General features: G+C 72.6%; 17 protein-coding genes. 3 read left to right on the forward strand and 14 right to left on the reverse strand.

Features of this window, described 5'->3' with window-relative positions; all coding sequences use genetic code 11:
- Positions 1–55: 55 nt before the first annotated feature.
- The 3 genes from rplT to infC are packed head-to-tail and all read right to left on the reverse strand — an operon-like array spanning position 56 to position 1,300.
- On the reverse strand, positions 56–436 hold the full coding sequence (gene rplT, locus J3P30_RS00090) for a 50S ribosomal protein L20 (RefSeq protein ID WP_210478739.1): 381 nt from the start codon (positions 434–436) through the stop codon (positions 56–58).
- Positions 437–465: 29 nt separating this feature from the next.
- A complete protein-coding gene (rpmI, locus tag J3P30_RS00095; protein ID WP_210478743.1) occupies positions 466–660 on the reverse strand; it encodes a 50S ribosomal protein L35 in 195 nt (64 codons plus the stop codon).
- A complete protein-coding gene (gene infC / locus J3P30_RS00100) occupies positions 653–1,300 on the reverse strand; it encodes a translation initiation factor IF-3 (protein ID WP_210478746.1) in 648 nt (215 codons plus the stop codon). The genes rpmI and infC overlap by 8 nt, the downstream gene beginning before the upstream one ends.
- Before the next feature lie 252 nt (positions 1,301–1,552).
- Here infC and J3P30_RS00105 point away from each other — a divergent pair, with 252 nt between their 5' ends.
- A complete protein-coding gene (locus tag J3P30_RS00105) occupies positions 1,553–1,906 on the forward strand; it encodes a DUF1844 domain-containing protein (RefSeq protein WP_210478748.1) in 354 nt (117 codons plus the stop codon).
- On the opposite strand, the gene J3P30_RS00110 is transcribed toward J3P30_RS00105, so the two are convergent.
- The 7 genes from J3P30_RS00110 to J3P30_RS14980 are packed head-to-tail and all read right to left on the reverse strand — an operon-like array spanning position 1,899 to position 7,627.
- Positions 1,899–3,263 (reverse strand): aminotransferase class V-fold PLP-dependent enzyme, encoded by a 1,365-nt coding sequence (locus J3P30_RS00110; RefSeq protein WP_210478750.1) that lies wholly within the window; start codon positions 3,261–3,263, stop codon positions 1,899–1,901. The two genes, J3P30_RS00105 and J3P30_RS00110, sit on opposite strands and share 8 nt — an antisense overlap.
- Positions 3,264–3,296: 33 nt before the next feature.
- On the reverse strand, positions 3,297–4,058 hold the full coding sequence (locus J3P30_RS00115) for an SseB family protein (RefSeq protein WP_307807330.1): 762 nt from the start codon (positions 4,056–4,058) through the stop codon (positions 3,297–3,299).
- 8 nt (positions 4,059–4,066) lie between these two features.
- A complete protein-coding gene (gene priA, locus J3P30_RS00120; RefSeq protein ID WP_210478753.1) occupies positions 4,067–4,816 on the reverse strand; it encodes a bifunctional 1-(5-phosphoribosyl)-5-((5-phosphoribosylamino)methylideneamino)imidazole-4-carboxamide isomerase/phosphoribosylanthranilate isomerase PriA in 750 nt (249 codons plus the stop codon).
- Positions 4,817–4,834: 18 nt separating this feature from the next.
- Positions 4,835–5,473, reverse strand: coding sequence for an imidazole glycerol phosphate synthase subunit HisH (gene hisH, locus J3P30_RS00125; RefSeq protein ID WP_210478756.1), 639 nt, complete (start codon positions 5,471–5,473; stop codon positions 4,835–4,837).
- Positions 5,470–6,078: an imidazoleglycerol-phosphate dehydratase HisB gene (gene hisB, locus J3P30_RS00130; protein ID WP_210478758.1), complete on the reverse strand. Its 609-nt coding sequence runs from the start codon at positions 6,076–6,078 to the stop codon at positions 5,470–5,472. The genes hisH and hisB overlap by 4 nt, the downstream gene beginning before the upstream one ends.
- 52 nt (positions 6,079–6,130) lie before the next feature.
- On the reverse strand, positions 6,131–7,216 hold the full coding sequence (locus tag J3P30_RS00135; RefSeq protein ID WP_210478760.1) for a histidinol-phosphate transaminase: 1,086 nt from the start codon (positions 7,214–7,216) through the stop codon (positions 6,131–6,133).
- Positions 7,217–7,276: 60 nt separating this feature from the next.
- Entirely contained in the window at positions 7,277–7,627 is a 351-nt protein-coding gene (locus J3P30_RS14980) for a LysM peptidoglycan-binding domain-containing protein (protein WP_307807331.1), read from the reverse strand.
- 263 nt (positions 7,628–7,890) lie between these two features.
- Between J3P30_RS14980 and lexA the strand changes: the two genes are divergently transcribed.
- Entirely contained in the window at positions 7,891–8,550 is a 660-nt protein-coding gene (lexA, locus tag J3P30_RS00145; protein ID WP_210478764.1) for a transcriptional repressor LexA, read from the forward strand.
- 156 nt (positions 8,551–8,706) lie between these two features.
- Here the strand turns inward: lexA and hflX are convergent, their stop codons facing one another.
- Positions 8,707–10,242 carry a GTPase HflX gene (gene hflX, locus J3P30_RS00150; protein WP_210478766.1) on the reverse strand — a complete coding sequence of 512 codons (1,536 nt, stop codon included), beginning with the start codon at positions 10,240–10,242 and terminating at the stop codon, positions 8,707–8,709.
- Between the two features lie 75 nt (positions 10,243–10,317).
- Here hflX and J3P30_RS00155 point away from each other — a divergent pair, with 75 nt between their 5' ends.
- Positions 10,318–10,929, forward strand: a complete 612-nt coding sequence (locus J3P30_RS00155) for a class I SAM-dependent methyltransferase (RefSeq protein ID WP_210478768.1) — start codon at positions 10,318–10,320, stop codon at positions 10,927–10,929.
- Positions 10,930–10,991: 62 nt separating this feature from the next.
- On the opposite strand, the gene dapF is transcribed toward J3P30_RS00155, so the two are convergent.
- The 3 genes from dapF to miaB form a co-directional block, all read right to left on the reverse strand.
- Positions 10,992–11,867 carry a diaminopimelate epimerase gene (gene dapF / locus J3P30_RS00160; RefSeq protein ID WP_210478771.1) on the reverse strand — a complete coding sequence of 292 codons (876 nt, stop codon included), beginning with the start codon at positions 11,865–11,867 and terminating at the stop codon, positions 10,992–10,994.
- Between the two features lie 139 nt (positions 11,868–12,006).
- On the reverse strand, positions 12,007–12,951 hold the full coding sequence (gene miaA / locus J3P30_RS00165; protein WP_210478773.1) for a tRNA (adenosine(37)-N6)-dimethylallyltransferase MiaA: 945 nt from the start codon (positions 12,949–12,951) through the stop codon (positions 12,007–12,009).
- Positions 12,948–14,465 carry a tRNA (N6-isopentenyl adenosine(37)-C2)-methylthiotransferase MiaB gene (gene miaB, locus J3P30_RS00170; protein ID WP_210481779.1) on the reverse strand — a complete coding sequence of 506 codons (1,518 nt, stop codon included), beginning with the start codon at positions 14,463–14,465 and terminating at the stop codon, positions 12,948–12,950. The genes miaA and miaB overlap by 4 nt, the downstream gene beginning before the upstream one ends.
- Positions 14,466–14,476: the final 11 nt, after the last annotated feature.

The following is a 14,476-nucleotide window of genomic DNA, read 5'->3' on the forward strand; positions in this document are numbered from 1 at the left end:
GGGACACGCAGAAGGGCCCTCCCACACCGGGAGGGCCCTTCTCAGGTCGCGGGACCTACGCGGCGGGGGCGGAGGTGTCGGCCGGCAGCGCGGCGCGAGCGGTCTCGACGAGGGCCGCGAAGGTCGCGGGCTCGTTCACGGCCAGCTCGGCGAGGATGCGACGGTCCACCTCGACACCGGCGAGGCCGAGGCCCTGGATGAAGCGGTTGTACGTGAGGCCCTGCTCGCGCGCGGCCGCGTTGATCCGCTGGATCCAGAGGCGACGGAAGTCGCCCTTGCGGGCACGGCGGTCGCGGTACGCGTAGACGAGCGAGTGGGTGACCTGCTCCTTCGCCTTGCGATAGAGGCGCGAACGCTGCCCGCGGTAGCCCTCGGCGCGCTCGAGGATGACGCGGCGCTTCTTGTGGGCGTTGACCGCCCTCTTGACTCTTGCCATTTCTCAGTCCTTCTTACGGATCGTTCGGCTCAGCGGCCGAGGAGCTTCTTGGCGACCTTGGCGTCGGCCGGAGAGAGGACCTGGTCCTGGCTCAGGCGACGGGTGCGGGTGGACGGCTTGCCCTCGAAGTTGTGGCGCATACCGGCCTGCTGCTTCATGAGCTTCCCGCTGCCGGTGATCTTGAAGCGCTTCTTCGACCCGGAGTGGGTCTTCTGCTTAGGCATTGGTCTCCTTGGTGGTCGCGACGTCCGGGGTTCCGGCGCCGGTGGTCTGCTCGGCGGGGGCTCCCGCCGTCCTGCTGCTGGTGCGGCGCGCCTGGGCCTCGGCCTTGGCGTCCGCCTTGTTCTTGAGCGGCCCGATGATCATCACCATGTTCCGGCCGTCGATGGTCGGGGTGGACTCGACGGATCCGAACTCGCTGACGTCCTCGGCGAAGCGCTGCAGCAGCCGGACGCCCTGCTCGGGGCGGGACTGCTCACGGCCGCGGAAGAGGATCATCGCCTTGACCTTGTCCCCCGCCTTCAAGAACCCCTCAGCGCGCTTGCGCTTGGTCTCGTAGTCGTGGTCGTCGATCTTCAGGCGGAACCGGACCTCCTTGAGGATGGTGTTCGCCTGGTTGCGACGGGCCTCCTTGGCCTTCTGCGCCGTCTCGTACTTGAACTTCCCGTAGTCCATGATCTTGGCGACCGGCGGCCTCGAGTTCGGCGCGACCTCGACGAGATCGAGATCGGCCTCACGGGCGAGGCGGAGGGCGACCTCGATCGGCACGATGCCGACCTGCTCGCCACCCGGTCCGACGAGCCGGACCTCCGGCACTCGGATGCGGTCGTTGGTACGGGGATCGCTGATGCGCTGCTCCTTCACTCCTGCTTCGGTCCGCGCACATCGCGTGAACCGGCCGGGAAAGAGCGGAGGCTTCTTCCTTCGCGCGCGGACGCGCGTACTCCGGCGCCCTGTCTCCCCGCCCGATGACTCTGTGCGGGGGGAGCGCCTTCGACCCGGTAACCTGTTGAAGCGGTCGACCTGGGTGGGAGATTTCTCCACTTTTCCGTCCGGGATCGCTCCCGGGGCCCGCACAAGGATAGCAGAGCCGGTCCGCGCTTCGAAGGGGTCCCCATGTCCGACGACACCGCCGACGCGTACGGCGCCGACGAGGCGGTCCGCGACATCGCGGAGGTGCCGGCCGTCGAGGTCATCAACACCGTCGCGGTGCACCTGCTCAGCGCGGCCGCCGTGAAGTGCGGGCTCGGCGAGGAGCCGGACGCGGCGCCCGACCTGGACGAGGCGCGCAAGCTCATCGACGCCCTGGCCGGACTCGTCACCGCGAGCGCTCCCCACCTCGGGGATCACCACGCCCGCGCGCTCCGCGACGGCCTCCGTTCGGTCCAGCTCGCCTTCCGGGAGGCGTCCCCCTATCCCGATGCTCCGGGACAGGGTCCCGGGGAGCGGTACACCGGCTCCGTCATCTGATCCCGGCCGCCCTCCGCACCGCCTCGACCGTGTCCGCGACCTCCGCCGGTCCCGTCCGCCACGAGCTGACGGAGAAGCGGATGACGGCCTCGTCGCGCCAGACGCTCGCCGACGGCATCACCCGTCCCTCCTCGAGGAGCCGGGCGAAGACGTCGCGGGTCCGCTCCGGCGACTCGAACGCCGCGCTCACCTGGGTGTAGACGACGTCGTTGAGGACCCGGGCGCCGGGGATGCCCTGGAGCCCCTCGGCCAGCCCGGAGGCGGCACTGACGAGCCCGTCGACGAGGCGGCGGACGCCGTCCTCGCCGAGGCTCGCGATCGCCGCCCACACCGGAACGCCCCGGGCGCGGCGCGACATCTCGGGCACGTGCTCGTACGGGCTCGGTGCCTCCCCCTCCACGAGGTAGCTCGCGTGGACGCTCATCGCGGTCCGCAGCGCCGCCTCGTCGCGCACGACGGCGACGCCGCAGTCGTAGGGGGTGTTGAGCGTCTTGTGCGCGTCCGTGGCCCAGGAGTCGGCAGCCGCCATACCGGACACGAGGCCGGCGAGGGCGGGACTGACGGCGGCCCAGAGCCCGAAGGCTCCGTCGACGTGCACCCACGCCCCGGCACGGTGCGCGGCGGCCACGGCCGCCTCGAACGGATCGAAGGCGCCCGAGTGGATGTTCCCCGCCTGCAGGCAGACGATGGCCGGGCCCTCCCCGTCGGCCAGGGCGTCCTGGAGTGCGGCCGCGTCCAGTCGTCCCTGGTCGTCGGCGGCGACGAGCTCGGGCAGGCCGAGCCCGAGGTAGCGGAGGGCGAGATCGACCGATCCGTGGCGCTCCGCCCCGGCGAGGACGCGCACGCGCGGGCCGCCCGCGAGCCCCTCGTCGACGTGCCAGCCGGCGCGCGCGAGCACCGCGCCTCGGGCCGCGGCGAGGCAGGCGAAGTTCGCGGTCGTCGCGCCCGTCGTGAACCCCACCCCCGCGTCCCGGGGCAGGCCGAGGAGCTCGAGCAGCCAGCGGGACGCGATCTCCTCCGCGGCGACGACTCCGGGAGTGGGATCGCGCATGCCCGCGTTCTGGTCCCATGCGGTCACGAGCCAGTCCGCGGCGATCGCGGCCGGGAGCGTCGACCCCATCACCCAGCCGAAGAAGCGACCGGACGGGCTCGCCATGAGTCCCGGCTCCACCGCCGCGGCCAGCCGGTCGACCACCTCGGCGGCCGGGGATCCTGTGCGAGGCAGCTCCGGGCCGAGCGTCGCGACGACGTCATCGATCCGGACGGCCGCGGGAACGGTGCGGACCGCGAGGCCGTCGAGCCAGCGCCGCGCGTGATCCGCCGCACGATCGAGTGCGGCGCCGTCATCGTCGTCCATGCCGCCCGATGCTCCTGCGGGCAGGCAGGCGCGTCAAGAGCTCCGCGTGGAGACGACCCGGACGGCGAGCGAGTCGACCCGTTCGGCGATGACCGGGCTCGAGGCCCAGCGCTCCCCGATCCGGGCGAGCAGGGCGTCGAGCCCGGTCCGGTCCAGCCCGTCTACGAGCGAGAGCTCGACGACCAGCTCGGGTCCGGCCAGGGTCGCGGCGGGGTCGCCGGCGTCGAGCCGCACGCCGCGCACCGCCGGTTCTCCGGCGCCCTCGGCGAACGCCGCCTGGACCTCCGGGTCACCTGCGGCGGGTCGCCACGGCAGCCCTCGGCCGAGCGCCCAGACGGCGGGGCGGCGCACCACGAACTCGGTCTCGGACAGCGGATCCAGCACGACGAGGTCCGTGCCCTCCGCGGCCGCCGCCAGCGCGATGCGCTCGCTCTCCACGGGGATCGGGCGGGCCGAGGGGTTCCAGCGCCGCATCGCATCGACCGAGGTGAAGGTCGGCAGGACGCGCCGCCCGTCCGGCGCGGCGACGGTGACGAGGGCGAGCTCGGCGCTCTTGTCGACCGTCAGGCCCGTCGGACCGACGCCCGACTCGCCCAGCTGGGCGAGCAGCGGCACGAGCAGGCGGACGCCGCGGAGCGCCTCCAGCACCTCGGCCTGCCCGCCGGTCCCGGCTCGTAACGCGGTCAGGGCAGCCAGGAGTCCGGGCGGCGCGCTCCCGTCGTCACCCGAGAAGGCGGTCGGGCTGAAGTGCCGTCCCGCCCACGGCACGCCCGCGGAGTCGGCGAGACGGTCCACGGCGGGGGTCAGCGCCCGGCGACGTCGAGGGCCTCGGGCAGGGTGAACGCGCCGGCGTAGAGCGCCTTGCCGACGATGGCGCCCTCGAGCCCGAGCGGCACGAGCTCGCGCAGCGCGGCGATGTCGTCGAGGCTCGAGATGCCGCCGGAGGCGACCACCGGCCGCTCGGTGCGTCGGAGGATCTCCTCGAGCAGCTGGAGGTTCGGCCCGCGGAGGGTGCCGTCCTTGGTCACATCGGTGACGATGTAGCGGGCGCAGCCGGCGTCCTCGAGCCGCTCGAGCACCTCCCAGAGGTTGCCGCCCTCCTGCGTCCAGCCGCGCGCCGCGAGCGTCTCCCCGCGGACGTCGAGGCCCACCGCGACCGCCTCACCGTGCTCGGCGATCACCGATGCGGCCCACTCGGGCTGCTCGAGCGCCGCGGTGCCCAGGTTGATGCGGGTGGCCCCGGTCTCGAGCGCCTCGTCCAGGCTCCGGTCGTCGCGGATGCCGCCGGACAGCTCGACACGGACGTCCTCGTCCACGGCACGGATGACCCGGCGGATGACGTTCCGGTTGCTGCCGCGGCCGAAGGCGGCGTCGAGGTCGACGAGGTGTATCCACTCGGCGCCCTGCTTGGCCCAGTCCTCGGCGGCGTCCACGGGGTCGCCGTAATCGGTCTCGGTGCCGCTCTCCCCCTGCGTGAGCCGGACCGCCTTGCCGTCGGCGACGTCGACCGCGGGCAGCAGCGTGAGGGCAGGGGTGTCGTGGAAGTTCGTCATGGGACTCCTGATGATGGGCTAGGCCGCGAGGCTGTGGATCCAGTTCGCGAGCAGGCGGATGCCGGCCTGCCCGGACTTCTCGGGGTGGAACTGGGTGGCCGAGAGCGGGCCGTTCTCCACGGCCGCCACGAAGGGCTCGCCGTGCGTCGCCCAGGTCACCGACGGCGCCCGGAACGGCCGCTGCGGCTCCAGCGTCCACTCGCGCGCGCCGTAGGAGTGCACGAAGTAAAAGCGCTCATCCCGGAGCCCGGCGAACAGGACGCTGTCCTCGGGGGCGTCCACGGTGTTCCAGCCGATGTGCGGGAGGACCGGAGCCCTCAGCTCGTCGACCGTCCCGGGCCACTCGCCGAGTCCTGGAGTGTCGACGCCGCGCTCGACGCCGCGCTCGAACATGACCTGCATGCCGACGCAGATGCCGAGCACGGGGCGGCCGCCGGCGAGGCGGCGGTCGATGGTCTCGTCGCCGCGGGCCTCGCGCAGCGCGGACATGACGGCGCCGAACGCGCCGACGCCGGGCACGACGAGCCCGTCCGCCTCCAGCGCCCGCGCGCGGTTCCCCGTCAGCTCGACGTCCGCTCCGGCCTCCTGCAGCGCCTTGACCGCGGAGTGGACGTTGCCGCTGCCGTAGTCGAGGACGACGACCGACGGTCTGCTCACAGCGCGCCCTTGGTCGACGGGATCCCGGAGACGCGCGGGTCCAGCTCCTTCGCCTGGCGGAAGGCCCGCGCGAAGGCCTTGAACTGGGCCTCCGCGATGTGGTGCGGGTCACGGCCGGCAAGCAGCGTGAGGTGCACCGTCAGGCCCGCCGCCATGGTCACCGCCTCGAAGAAGTGGCGGACCATCGATCCGGTGAAGTGCCCGCCGATGAGGTGGTACTCGAACCCGTCGGGCTCGCCGCTGTGAACCAGGTAGGGGCGACCGGAGATGTCGACGACCGCGCGCGCCAGCGCCTCGTCGAGAGGCACGGTGGCGTCACCGAATCGCGCGATGCCCGCCTTGTCGCCGAGCGCCTGTCGGATGGCCGTGCCGAGGACGATGCCGGTGTCCTCGACGGTGTGGTGCACGTCGATCGCGATGTCGCCGTTCGCGGTCACCGTCAGATCCGTGAGGGAGTGCTTGGCGAACGCGGTGAGCATGTGGTCGAAGAACGGGACGCTGGTCGCGATGCGGGAGCGGCCGGTGCCGTCGAGGTCGAGCCGCAGGTCGACCGACGACTCGCTCGTCTCCCGCTGCAGGTGAGCGGTCCGCTGTCCGGGTTCCATGGTCTTCGAGTCTAGGCGGGCGCGCCGGGGCCCCGCCCCGCCCCCGATCGGGTCAGGCGGCGGCGCCGCCGACCTCGGCGAGGGCCGACAGGAACTCGGACGTCTCCGCCTCGGTCCCCGCGCTCACGCGAAGGGTGTGAGGGATGCTGAGGTTGCGGACGAGCACGTCGCGCTCGAGGAGCTCGGACCAGGTCCTGGCGGGGTCGGCCACCCCGCCGAAGAGCACGAAGTTGGCCTCGCTCGGCCAGGGCGAGAAGCCGAGCTCCGGCAGCTCGCGCTCGATGCGGTCTCGCTGCTCCTTGATCTCGTCGACGCGGGCGAGCATCTCGCCGGTGTGCGCGAGGGCTGCGATCGCCGCCGCCTGGGTGAGCGACGAGAGGTGGTACGGCAGCCGGACCAGGCGCAGGGCGTCGACGACCGCGGGGTCGGCGGCCATGTAGCCCACGCGGGCGCCCGCGAACGCGAAGGCCTTGCTCATGGTGCGCGAGACGATGAGCCGCTCCCGGCCGGGCAGGAGCGTCAGCGCGTTCTCGTGGTCGGTCGGCATGAACTCGGCGTAGGCGGCGTCGACGAAGACGATCCCGTCCGTCGCCTCGTAGGCGGCGCGGATGGTGTCGAGCCCGAGACCCGTCCCGGTCGGGTTGTTCGGGCCGCAGAGGAACACCAGGTCGGGGCGGGTGCGCTCGATCTCCCGGACGACCGTCTCCGGCGAGATCTCGAAGCCCTCGTCGCGCTCCCCCTCGACCCAACGGGTCCCCGTCGAGCCCGCGAGGATCGAATGCATCGAGTAGGTGGGAGGGAAGCCGAGGACCGAGCGTGCCGGTCCGCCGAAGGCCTGCAGGACGTGCTGGATCACCTCGTTGGACCCGTTGCCGGCCCACACCTGCTCGACCTGCACGCCGTGACCGAGGTAGCGGGCGAGACTCTCGCGCAGCGCGGTGAACTCGCGGTCGGGATAGCGGTGCAGCGTGGTGACGGCCTCCCGCAGCGCGGCGACGATGTCCTCGGCGACGTCCTCGGGCACCCCGTGGGTGTTCTCGTTGACGTTGAGCGCGACGCGGGCGGGACGCTGCGGAGCGCCGTAGGGCTGGCGGCCGCGGAGGTCCTCACGGAGGGGGAGGTCGGCGAGCGAAGTCACCCGTGCGAGTCTAGGACGCCCTCGGAGGGCGGCCGGCAGCGGCGGCGGCGGTCCGAGACCTCACTGGGAGTACTGGGCCGGGATCGCGATCGTCTGGCCGGCGAGGACGGCGGAGTCATCGAGGGCGTTGAGGCGCTTGAGCTCGGCCACGACATCGCGGGGGTCGGCCCGCGGGGCGATGCGCTCGGCGATCGACCAGAGCGAGTCGCCGGAGGTCACCGTGACGGTCGCGAAGGCGGAGCCGGAGCGCTGCTCGTTCCCGGCCGACGCGGGGGCGGTGACGGAGGCGAACAGGAGGCCTGCGATAAGGGGCGCGGCCGCGAGGCCGGCGAAGACGGCACGACCGCGGTGCGTGAGGCGCAGGGGACGGCGGGCGGGGAGTGCGACGGGGGTGACGCTGATGCTGCTCACGGGATCCTCCTCGAGATCCCGCGGGCGGCGCTCGGCCGGGAGCACCGCCCGCGGAGATGTGTTCCGAACATACTTTCGAATCAACGATCCCGCAACCGGCGCTTCCCGCGGCTTTTCCCGGTTCTCTTCGAAGACACGCTCGAAGGAACCGTTGTCGGCCGCCGGCCCACCGGATACAGTTTCGATGTTCGCCGCAAGGCAACCAGCAGCCACCGACATCGGCTCCGACCGGAGACGGGGGTGGGAGCGACGAGGGGACGGCGATGACCGCGGAACGCACAGGGCAGCGTCGGCGCACCGGCCTCAGCGACAAGCAGCAGGCGATCCTCACCGTCATCCAGCAGTCCGTGGCGACGCGCGGGTATCCGCCGAGCATGCGGGAGATCGGGGATGCCGTCGGGCTCTCCTCACTGTCGAGCGTCACCCACCAGCTCAATCAGCTCGAGCTCGCCGGCGCCATCCGCCGGGATCCCAACCGGCCCCGCGCGCTCGAGGTGCTCGTCGATGTGCCCGCCGCCCAGCCGGACGCGGCACCGGTGACGCCCGACGACACCGCTCTCGTGCCCCTGGTCGGGCGGATCGCGGCCGGCATCCCGATCACCGCCGAGCAGCAGGTGGAGGACGTCGTCCCGCTCCCCCGCTCCCTCGTGGGCAGCGGCGAGCTCTTCATGCTCAAGGTGTCCGGCGACTCGATGATCGACGCGGCCATCTGCGACGGCGACTGGGTGGTCGTCCGGTCGCAGCGCAGCGCGGAGAACGGCGAGATCGTGGCCGCGATGCTCGACGGCGAGGCCACCGTCAAGGTGTTCCGCCAGCGCGACGGGCACACGTGGCTGCTCCCGCGCAACAGCGCGTTCGAGCCGATCCTCGGCGACGAGGCCGACGTCCTCGGCAAGGTCGTCGCGGTCCTCCGCTCCGTCTGACGGCGGCCGCCGTACTACGGCGCGACGTACGGCAGCTCGGCGTCACAACCCGGGCCGTTCCGGTGTTTCCGGGCCGGCACGACGGCCCGGTTCGACCGGATCGGCCCTGGTTGCGACCGAGCCCGTGCCGCAGCCGGGATCAGGACCCGCGTCGAGTCAGGACGCGGCGCGCTCCTCGCGCAGGTAGGGCGCCAGGGCGCCCCGCTCCTCGGCGCCGACCATCGCGTGGATGCGCGTGCCGCCCTCCTCGTAGCCCAGCTCGAGCACCTTGCCGCGCTCGTGCACGAGGGCGACCAGGTCGCCGCGGTCGTAGGGGATCAGCACGTCGACTTCGAGCTTCGGCGTCGGGAGCAGCCCGGCGATCCTGCCCAGCAGCTCGTCGACGCCCTCGCCCGTGCGGGCCGACACGAAGACGGCGTCCGGCTCGAGGCCGCGCAGCACCATCCGGTCGGCGTCGCCGACCAGGTCCGCCTTGTTGAAGACGACCAGCTCCGGGATGTCCCGCGCCCCCACCTCGCCGATCACGTTGCGCACGGTCGAGAGCTGGGCGGCGGGATCGGGGTGCGATCCGTCGACGACGTGCACGAGCACGTCCGCGTCCGCCGTCTCCTCCAGGGTCGACCGGAAGGCCTCCACGAGCTGGTGCGGGAGGTTGCGCACGAACCCGACGGTGTCGGCGAGCGTGAACACGCGTCCGTCCTGGGTCTCGTAGCGACGCACCGTGGCGTCGAGGGTCGCGAACAGCGCGTTCTCGACGAGCACGCCGGCACGGGTGATCCGGTTCAGCAGCGAGGACTTGCCGGCGTTGGTGTAGCCGACGATCGCGACGGACGGGACCGCGTTGCGGCGCCGGTTGGCGCGCTTCGCCTCCCGAGCGGGCTTCATGTCCGCGATCTGCCGGCGCAGCCGCGCCATGCGGGAGTGGATGCGGCGGCGGTCCAGCTCGATCTTCGTCTCACCGGGTCCGCGCGACCCCATTCCGGCGCCCGCGGAACCGACCTGGCCACCGGCCTGGCGGGACATCGACTCACCCCAACCGCGAAGGCGCGGGAGCAGGTATTCGAGCTGCGCGAGCTCGACCTGCGCCTTGCCTTCCCGGCTCTTGGCGTGCTGGCTGAAGATGTCGAGGATCACGGCGGTGCGGTCGATGACCTTCACGCCGACGACGTCCTCGAGGGCGCGCCGCTGGCTCGGCGCGAGCTCGGTGTCGGCCACGACGGTGTCGGCGCCGAGGGCGCGGACGCGGTCGGCGAGCTCCTGCGCCTTGCCGCGTCCGAGGTAGGTGCCGGGGTCCGGGAAGGGACGGCGCTGCAGCAGTCCGTCGAGGACGACCGCGCCGGCGGTCTCCGCCAGTGCCGAGAGCTCGCGCAGCGAGTTCTCGGCGTCGACGATCCCGCCCTGCGGGTAGACGCCGATCAGCACGACGCGCTCGAGGCGCAGCTGCCGGTACTCGACCTCGGTGACGTCCTCGAGCTCGGTCGAGAGCCCGGTGACGCGCCGCAGCGCCTGGCGCTCCTCGAGGTCGAGCTGTTCGCCGTCCACGTCGGGGGCGGCGGGCTGGACGGGCGCGATCGGCGCCGTCGGACCGAAGACCGCGTGGCCCGCGGCGCGGCGCTCGGCGGTCGCGAGGACCCGCGCTACGACGTCGTCGTCCGGCCGCTCCACGTCGGTGTCGGAGAGACTGGGTTCCATTGACGTCAAGACTATTCGTTCCATTCGTAGGGTTTCGGTGATGGTATGCCCCCGGCTGAGCATCGGGATGGGCCCTTGACTGACGGGCACTACTTCTCGACGGCGCCCTCCGGTCCGCTTCGGGAGAGGCGGATCCCGGTGTCACTGGCGGGACGGGAGTTCGAGGCGATCACGGCAGGGGGTGTGTTCAGCCCCGACCACGTCGACGCGGGCACGCGGGTCCTGCTCGACACGGCTCCCCCGCCGCCTCCGGCCGGGGATCTCCTCGACCTGGGCTGCGGCTGGGGCCCTGTCGCGCTCACGCTCGCGCTGTCCTCCGCCGAGGCCACCGTGTGGGCGGTGGACGTCAACGAGAGGGCGCTCGAGCTGACCCGGCGGAACGCCGCCGAGCTGGGGCTCACCGGGGTCAACGCGGTTCCGCCCGACGGTGTTCCCAATGGAGTCGCCTTCTCGGCGATCTGGTCGAACCCGCCCATCCGGATCGGCAAGGCCGAGCTCCACGCACTGCTCTCCCGGTGGCTGCCCCGCCTCGCGCCCGACGGGCACGCCTGGCTCGTGGTGCAGAAGAACCTCGGAGCGGACTCGCTCCACCGCTGGCTCGACACCGAGTTCGCGCCCGAGCTGTCGGTGACCCGCGCGGGCAGTTCAAAGGGGTTCCGGGTGCTCGACGTGCACCGCAGGCCCTGACGAGATGCCACCTGGTGCTCCCATTTCCGTTGGATGGCAGCACCAGGTGGCATCTCGACGGATCAGACCTCGAGGGCGCCGCGGAAGACGAGCTCGGCGGGACCGCTGAGGGCGACGTGCTCGCCGTCCTCGGTCGGGAACATCCGGACGCCGAGGACGCCGCCCGGCACCTCCACGCGCCAGGCGGAAGGCGCTCCCCGACCCGCCCAGTGGCGGGTCGCGAGGGCGGCGGCGGCGACCCCGGTGCCGCACGAGAGCGTCTCGCCGCTGCCGCGCTCGTGGACCCGCATGCGGATGCGGCCAACGCCGTCCCGCACGAGGGGCTCGCGCGGGAGCACGAGCTCGACGTTCGCGCCCTCGGGCGGCGCCGGGTCGAGGACCGGGGCGACCGTGAGGTCGGCGGAGTCGAGCTCGTCCTCGTCGGCGACCGCGATGACCACGTGCGGGTTCGGCACGGTGATCCCGATCCCGGGACGCGCGACGGGCAGGCTCCTGACGGAGACGAGCGGCTCCCCAGGCCGGAGGGCCCAGCGGCCGAGGTCGACCGAGAAGCCCGTCCCGCTGCGCTGGACGTCGCGGACACCGCCGCGGGTGCCGATGGGGAGGGTGCTGCCGTCGGGGAGCTCCGCAAGTCCCTCCTCGAGCAGGAAGCGGGTGTACACGCGGATGCCGTTGCCGCACATCTCGGCGATGCTGCCGTCCGCGTTGCGGTAGTCCATGAACCACTCGGCGTCCGGCTCCTCCGCGAGGGCGGCCGCGCCGTCGGGGATGCTCCGCGACTGCACGGCACGGATGACGCCGTCGGCGCCGACGCCGAAGTGCCGGTCGCAGATCGCCGCGACCGTCTCGGGAGGCAGGTCGAGCTCGCCGTCCGGGTCCGCGATCAGGACGAAGTCGTTCCCGGTGCCGTGGCCCTTCGTGAAGGCGATCGTGGTCATCGTTCCACCCTAGGGTGCGCTTCCAGCGAAGACCCTGGCCGGTGCTCGCGCTGCGCCCGGCAGGCCGCGCCGCGCGGGACTGATGCCCGACGAGGAGCGCGCCCTCCTCGCCGAGCTGCGGTGAGCGGGCGGACGCCCCTCAGCGCGCCGGCACTCCGATGCGGGCGAGGGCGTGCTCGAAGAGGTCAGGAGCCCCGGCGTCGAGGCGCACGGCATCCGTCCACCGGGCGAACCACGAGCGCTGGCGGCGGACGTAGCGCCAGGTGAGCTGGATCGTCTCCTCGACCGCCTCGGGGAGGCCGCTCCTGCCGCTCAGCACGTCGACCGCCTGCGCGTACCCGATGGCGCGGCGAGCGGTGGTGCCGCGCTCCAGCCCGGCCTCGAGCAGGCCGCGCACCTCGTCGAGGAGCCCGTGCTCGAACATCCCGCGGGCGCGCTCGGCCAGCCGGTCCTTGAGCTCGGGCCGGCGCTCGGGCGGGACGTCGAGGAGCAGCACGGTGGCGGGGCGCCACGACCTCGACTCGTCCGGAAGGCTCGCCGCATAGGGGCGTCCGGTGAGCTCGATGACCTCGAGGGCCCGGACCACCCGCCGGCCGTTGCCCGCGTCGATCGCGCGAGCTGCGTCCGGGTCGCGGTCGCGCAGCACCTCCCACATCGCCGCGGCGCCCCGCTCGGCCAGCTCCCCCTCGAGGCGGACCCGGAGGCCGGGGTCGGTGCCGGGGAAGCGGAAGTCGTGCAGCACGGCGGACAGGTACAGCCCCGAGCCGCCCACCAGGATTGGAACCGCGCCCCGCTGCTGCACGTCCTCGACGACGGCCCGGGCGTCGCGCTGGTAGTCCGCGACGGTGGACGTCTCGGTCACGTCGAGCACGTCGAAGAGGTGGTGCGGGATGCCGCGGCGCTCCTCGGGGCGGAGCTTCGCCGTCCCGATGTCCATCCCCCGGTACAGCTGCATGGCGTCCGCGTTCACGACCTCGGCGGAGCGACCGCGCGCCGCGAGGGCCTCGGCGAGGTCCAGGGAGAGCGCGGTCTTGCCCGTTCCGGTCGGACCGACGACCGCGACGAGCGCGGCCCGCTCCGTCACCGTCCGACGCGCAGCGTGGGCAGACCGAGCGAGACGGGGCCGCGCGTCGCGGGTGCGTCGGCCGCCGCAGGGACCCCGCACGACTCCGCCTGGGCGCGATCCCACGCGTCGCCGGCGCGGGTCCTCGTGATCCGCAGCGGCGCTCCCGACGGATCGTCGGCGAGGAGGTGGAAGGGAGCGGCGTGCGTGACGCGGACGTCGACGAGATCGCCGGGCCGCGGCACCGGGGATCCGGCCGGAACCTCGAAGTGCACCAGCCGGCTGTCACGGGCGCGGCCGGTCAGGCGGTGAGTCTCCTCGTCCTTGCGCCCCTCGCCCGTCGATACGAGGACCTCGACGTCCCGCCCGACCTGACGCAGGTTCTCCTCCCAGGAGATGCGCTCCTGGAGCTCGACGAGCCGCTCGTAGCGCTCCTGGACGATCTCCTTCGGCACCTGGTCGGGCATGGTCGCGGCGGGCGTGCCAGGACGGATGGAGTACTGGAACGTGAACGCCGACGCGAAGCGCGCCTGCTCGACGACGCGGAGCGTGTCTTGGAAGTCCTCCTCGGTCTCCCCGGGGAAGCCGACGATGATGTCGGTGCTGATCGCGGCATCCGGGATCCGCGCCCGGACCCGGTCGAGGATGCCGAGGAAGCGCTCCGAGCGGTAGGACCGGCGCATGGCGCGGAGGATGCGGTCCGACCCCGACTGGAGCGGCATGTGCAGCTGCGGCATCACGGCGGGGGTCTCCGCCATGGCGTCGATGACGTCGTCGGTGAACGCCGCCGGATGCGGGCTCGTGAAGCGGATGCGCTGCAGCCCGTCGATCCCGCCCGCGGCCCGAAGGAGCTTGCCGAACGCCTGCCGGTCGCCGAACTCGACGCCGTACGAGTTCACGTTCTGGCCGAGGAGGGTGACTTCGATCGCGCCGTCGTCGACGAGGGCCTGGACCTCGGCGAGGATCTCCCCCGGACGCCGGTCCTTCTCCTTGCCGCGCAGCGACGGCACGATGCAGAACGTGCACGTGTTGTTGCAGCCGACCGAGATCGATACCCAGCCGCTGTAGGTCGAGTCCCGCTTCGTGGGAAGGGTGGACGGGAACACCTCGAGCGACTCGAGGATCTCCAGCTCGGCCTCGCCGTTGTGGCGGGCCCGCTCCAGCAGCCGAGGGAGCGATCCCATGTTGTGGGTGCCGAAGACGACGTCGACCCAGGGCGCACGCTGCAGGATGACGTTCTTGTCCTTCTGCGCGAGGCAGCCGCCGACAGCGATCTGCATCCCCGCGTGCGACCGCTTCACGGACGCGAGGTGACCGAGCGTGCCGTAGAGCTTGTTGTCGGCGTTCTCGCGCACGGCGCACGTGTTGATCACGACGATGTCGGGCTCGGCGCCGTCCGCGGGCACGTAGCCGGCCGCCTCGAGCGAGCCGCTCAGGCGCTCGGAGTCGTGGACGTTCATCTGACAGCCGTAGGTCCGCACCTCGTACGTGCGGGGACGCGTCTCGTCCACGAGGTCCATGCGCTCGGCGGTCATGCTCACGATCG

It is taken from the genome of Naasia sp. SYSU D00948 (genome assembly GCF_017916515.1).
GTDB lineage: Bacteria > Actinomycetota > Actinomycetes > Actinomycetales > Microbacteriaceae > Naasia.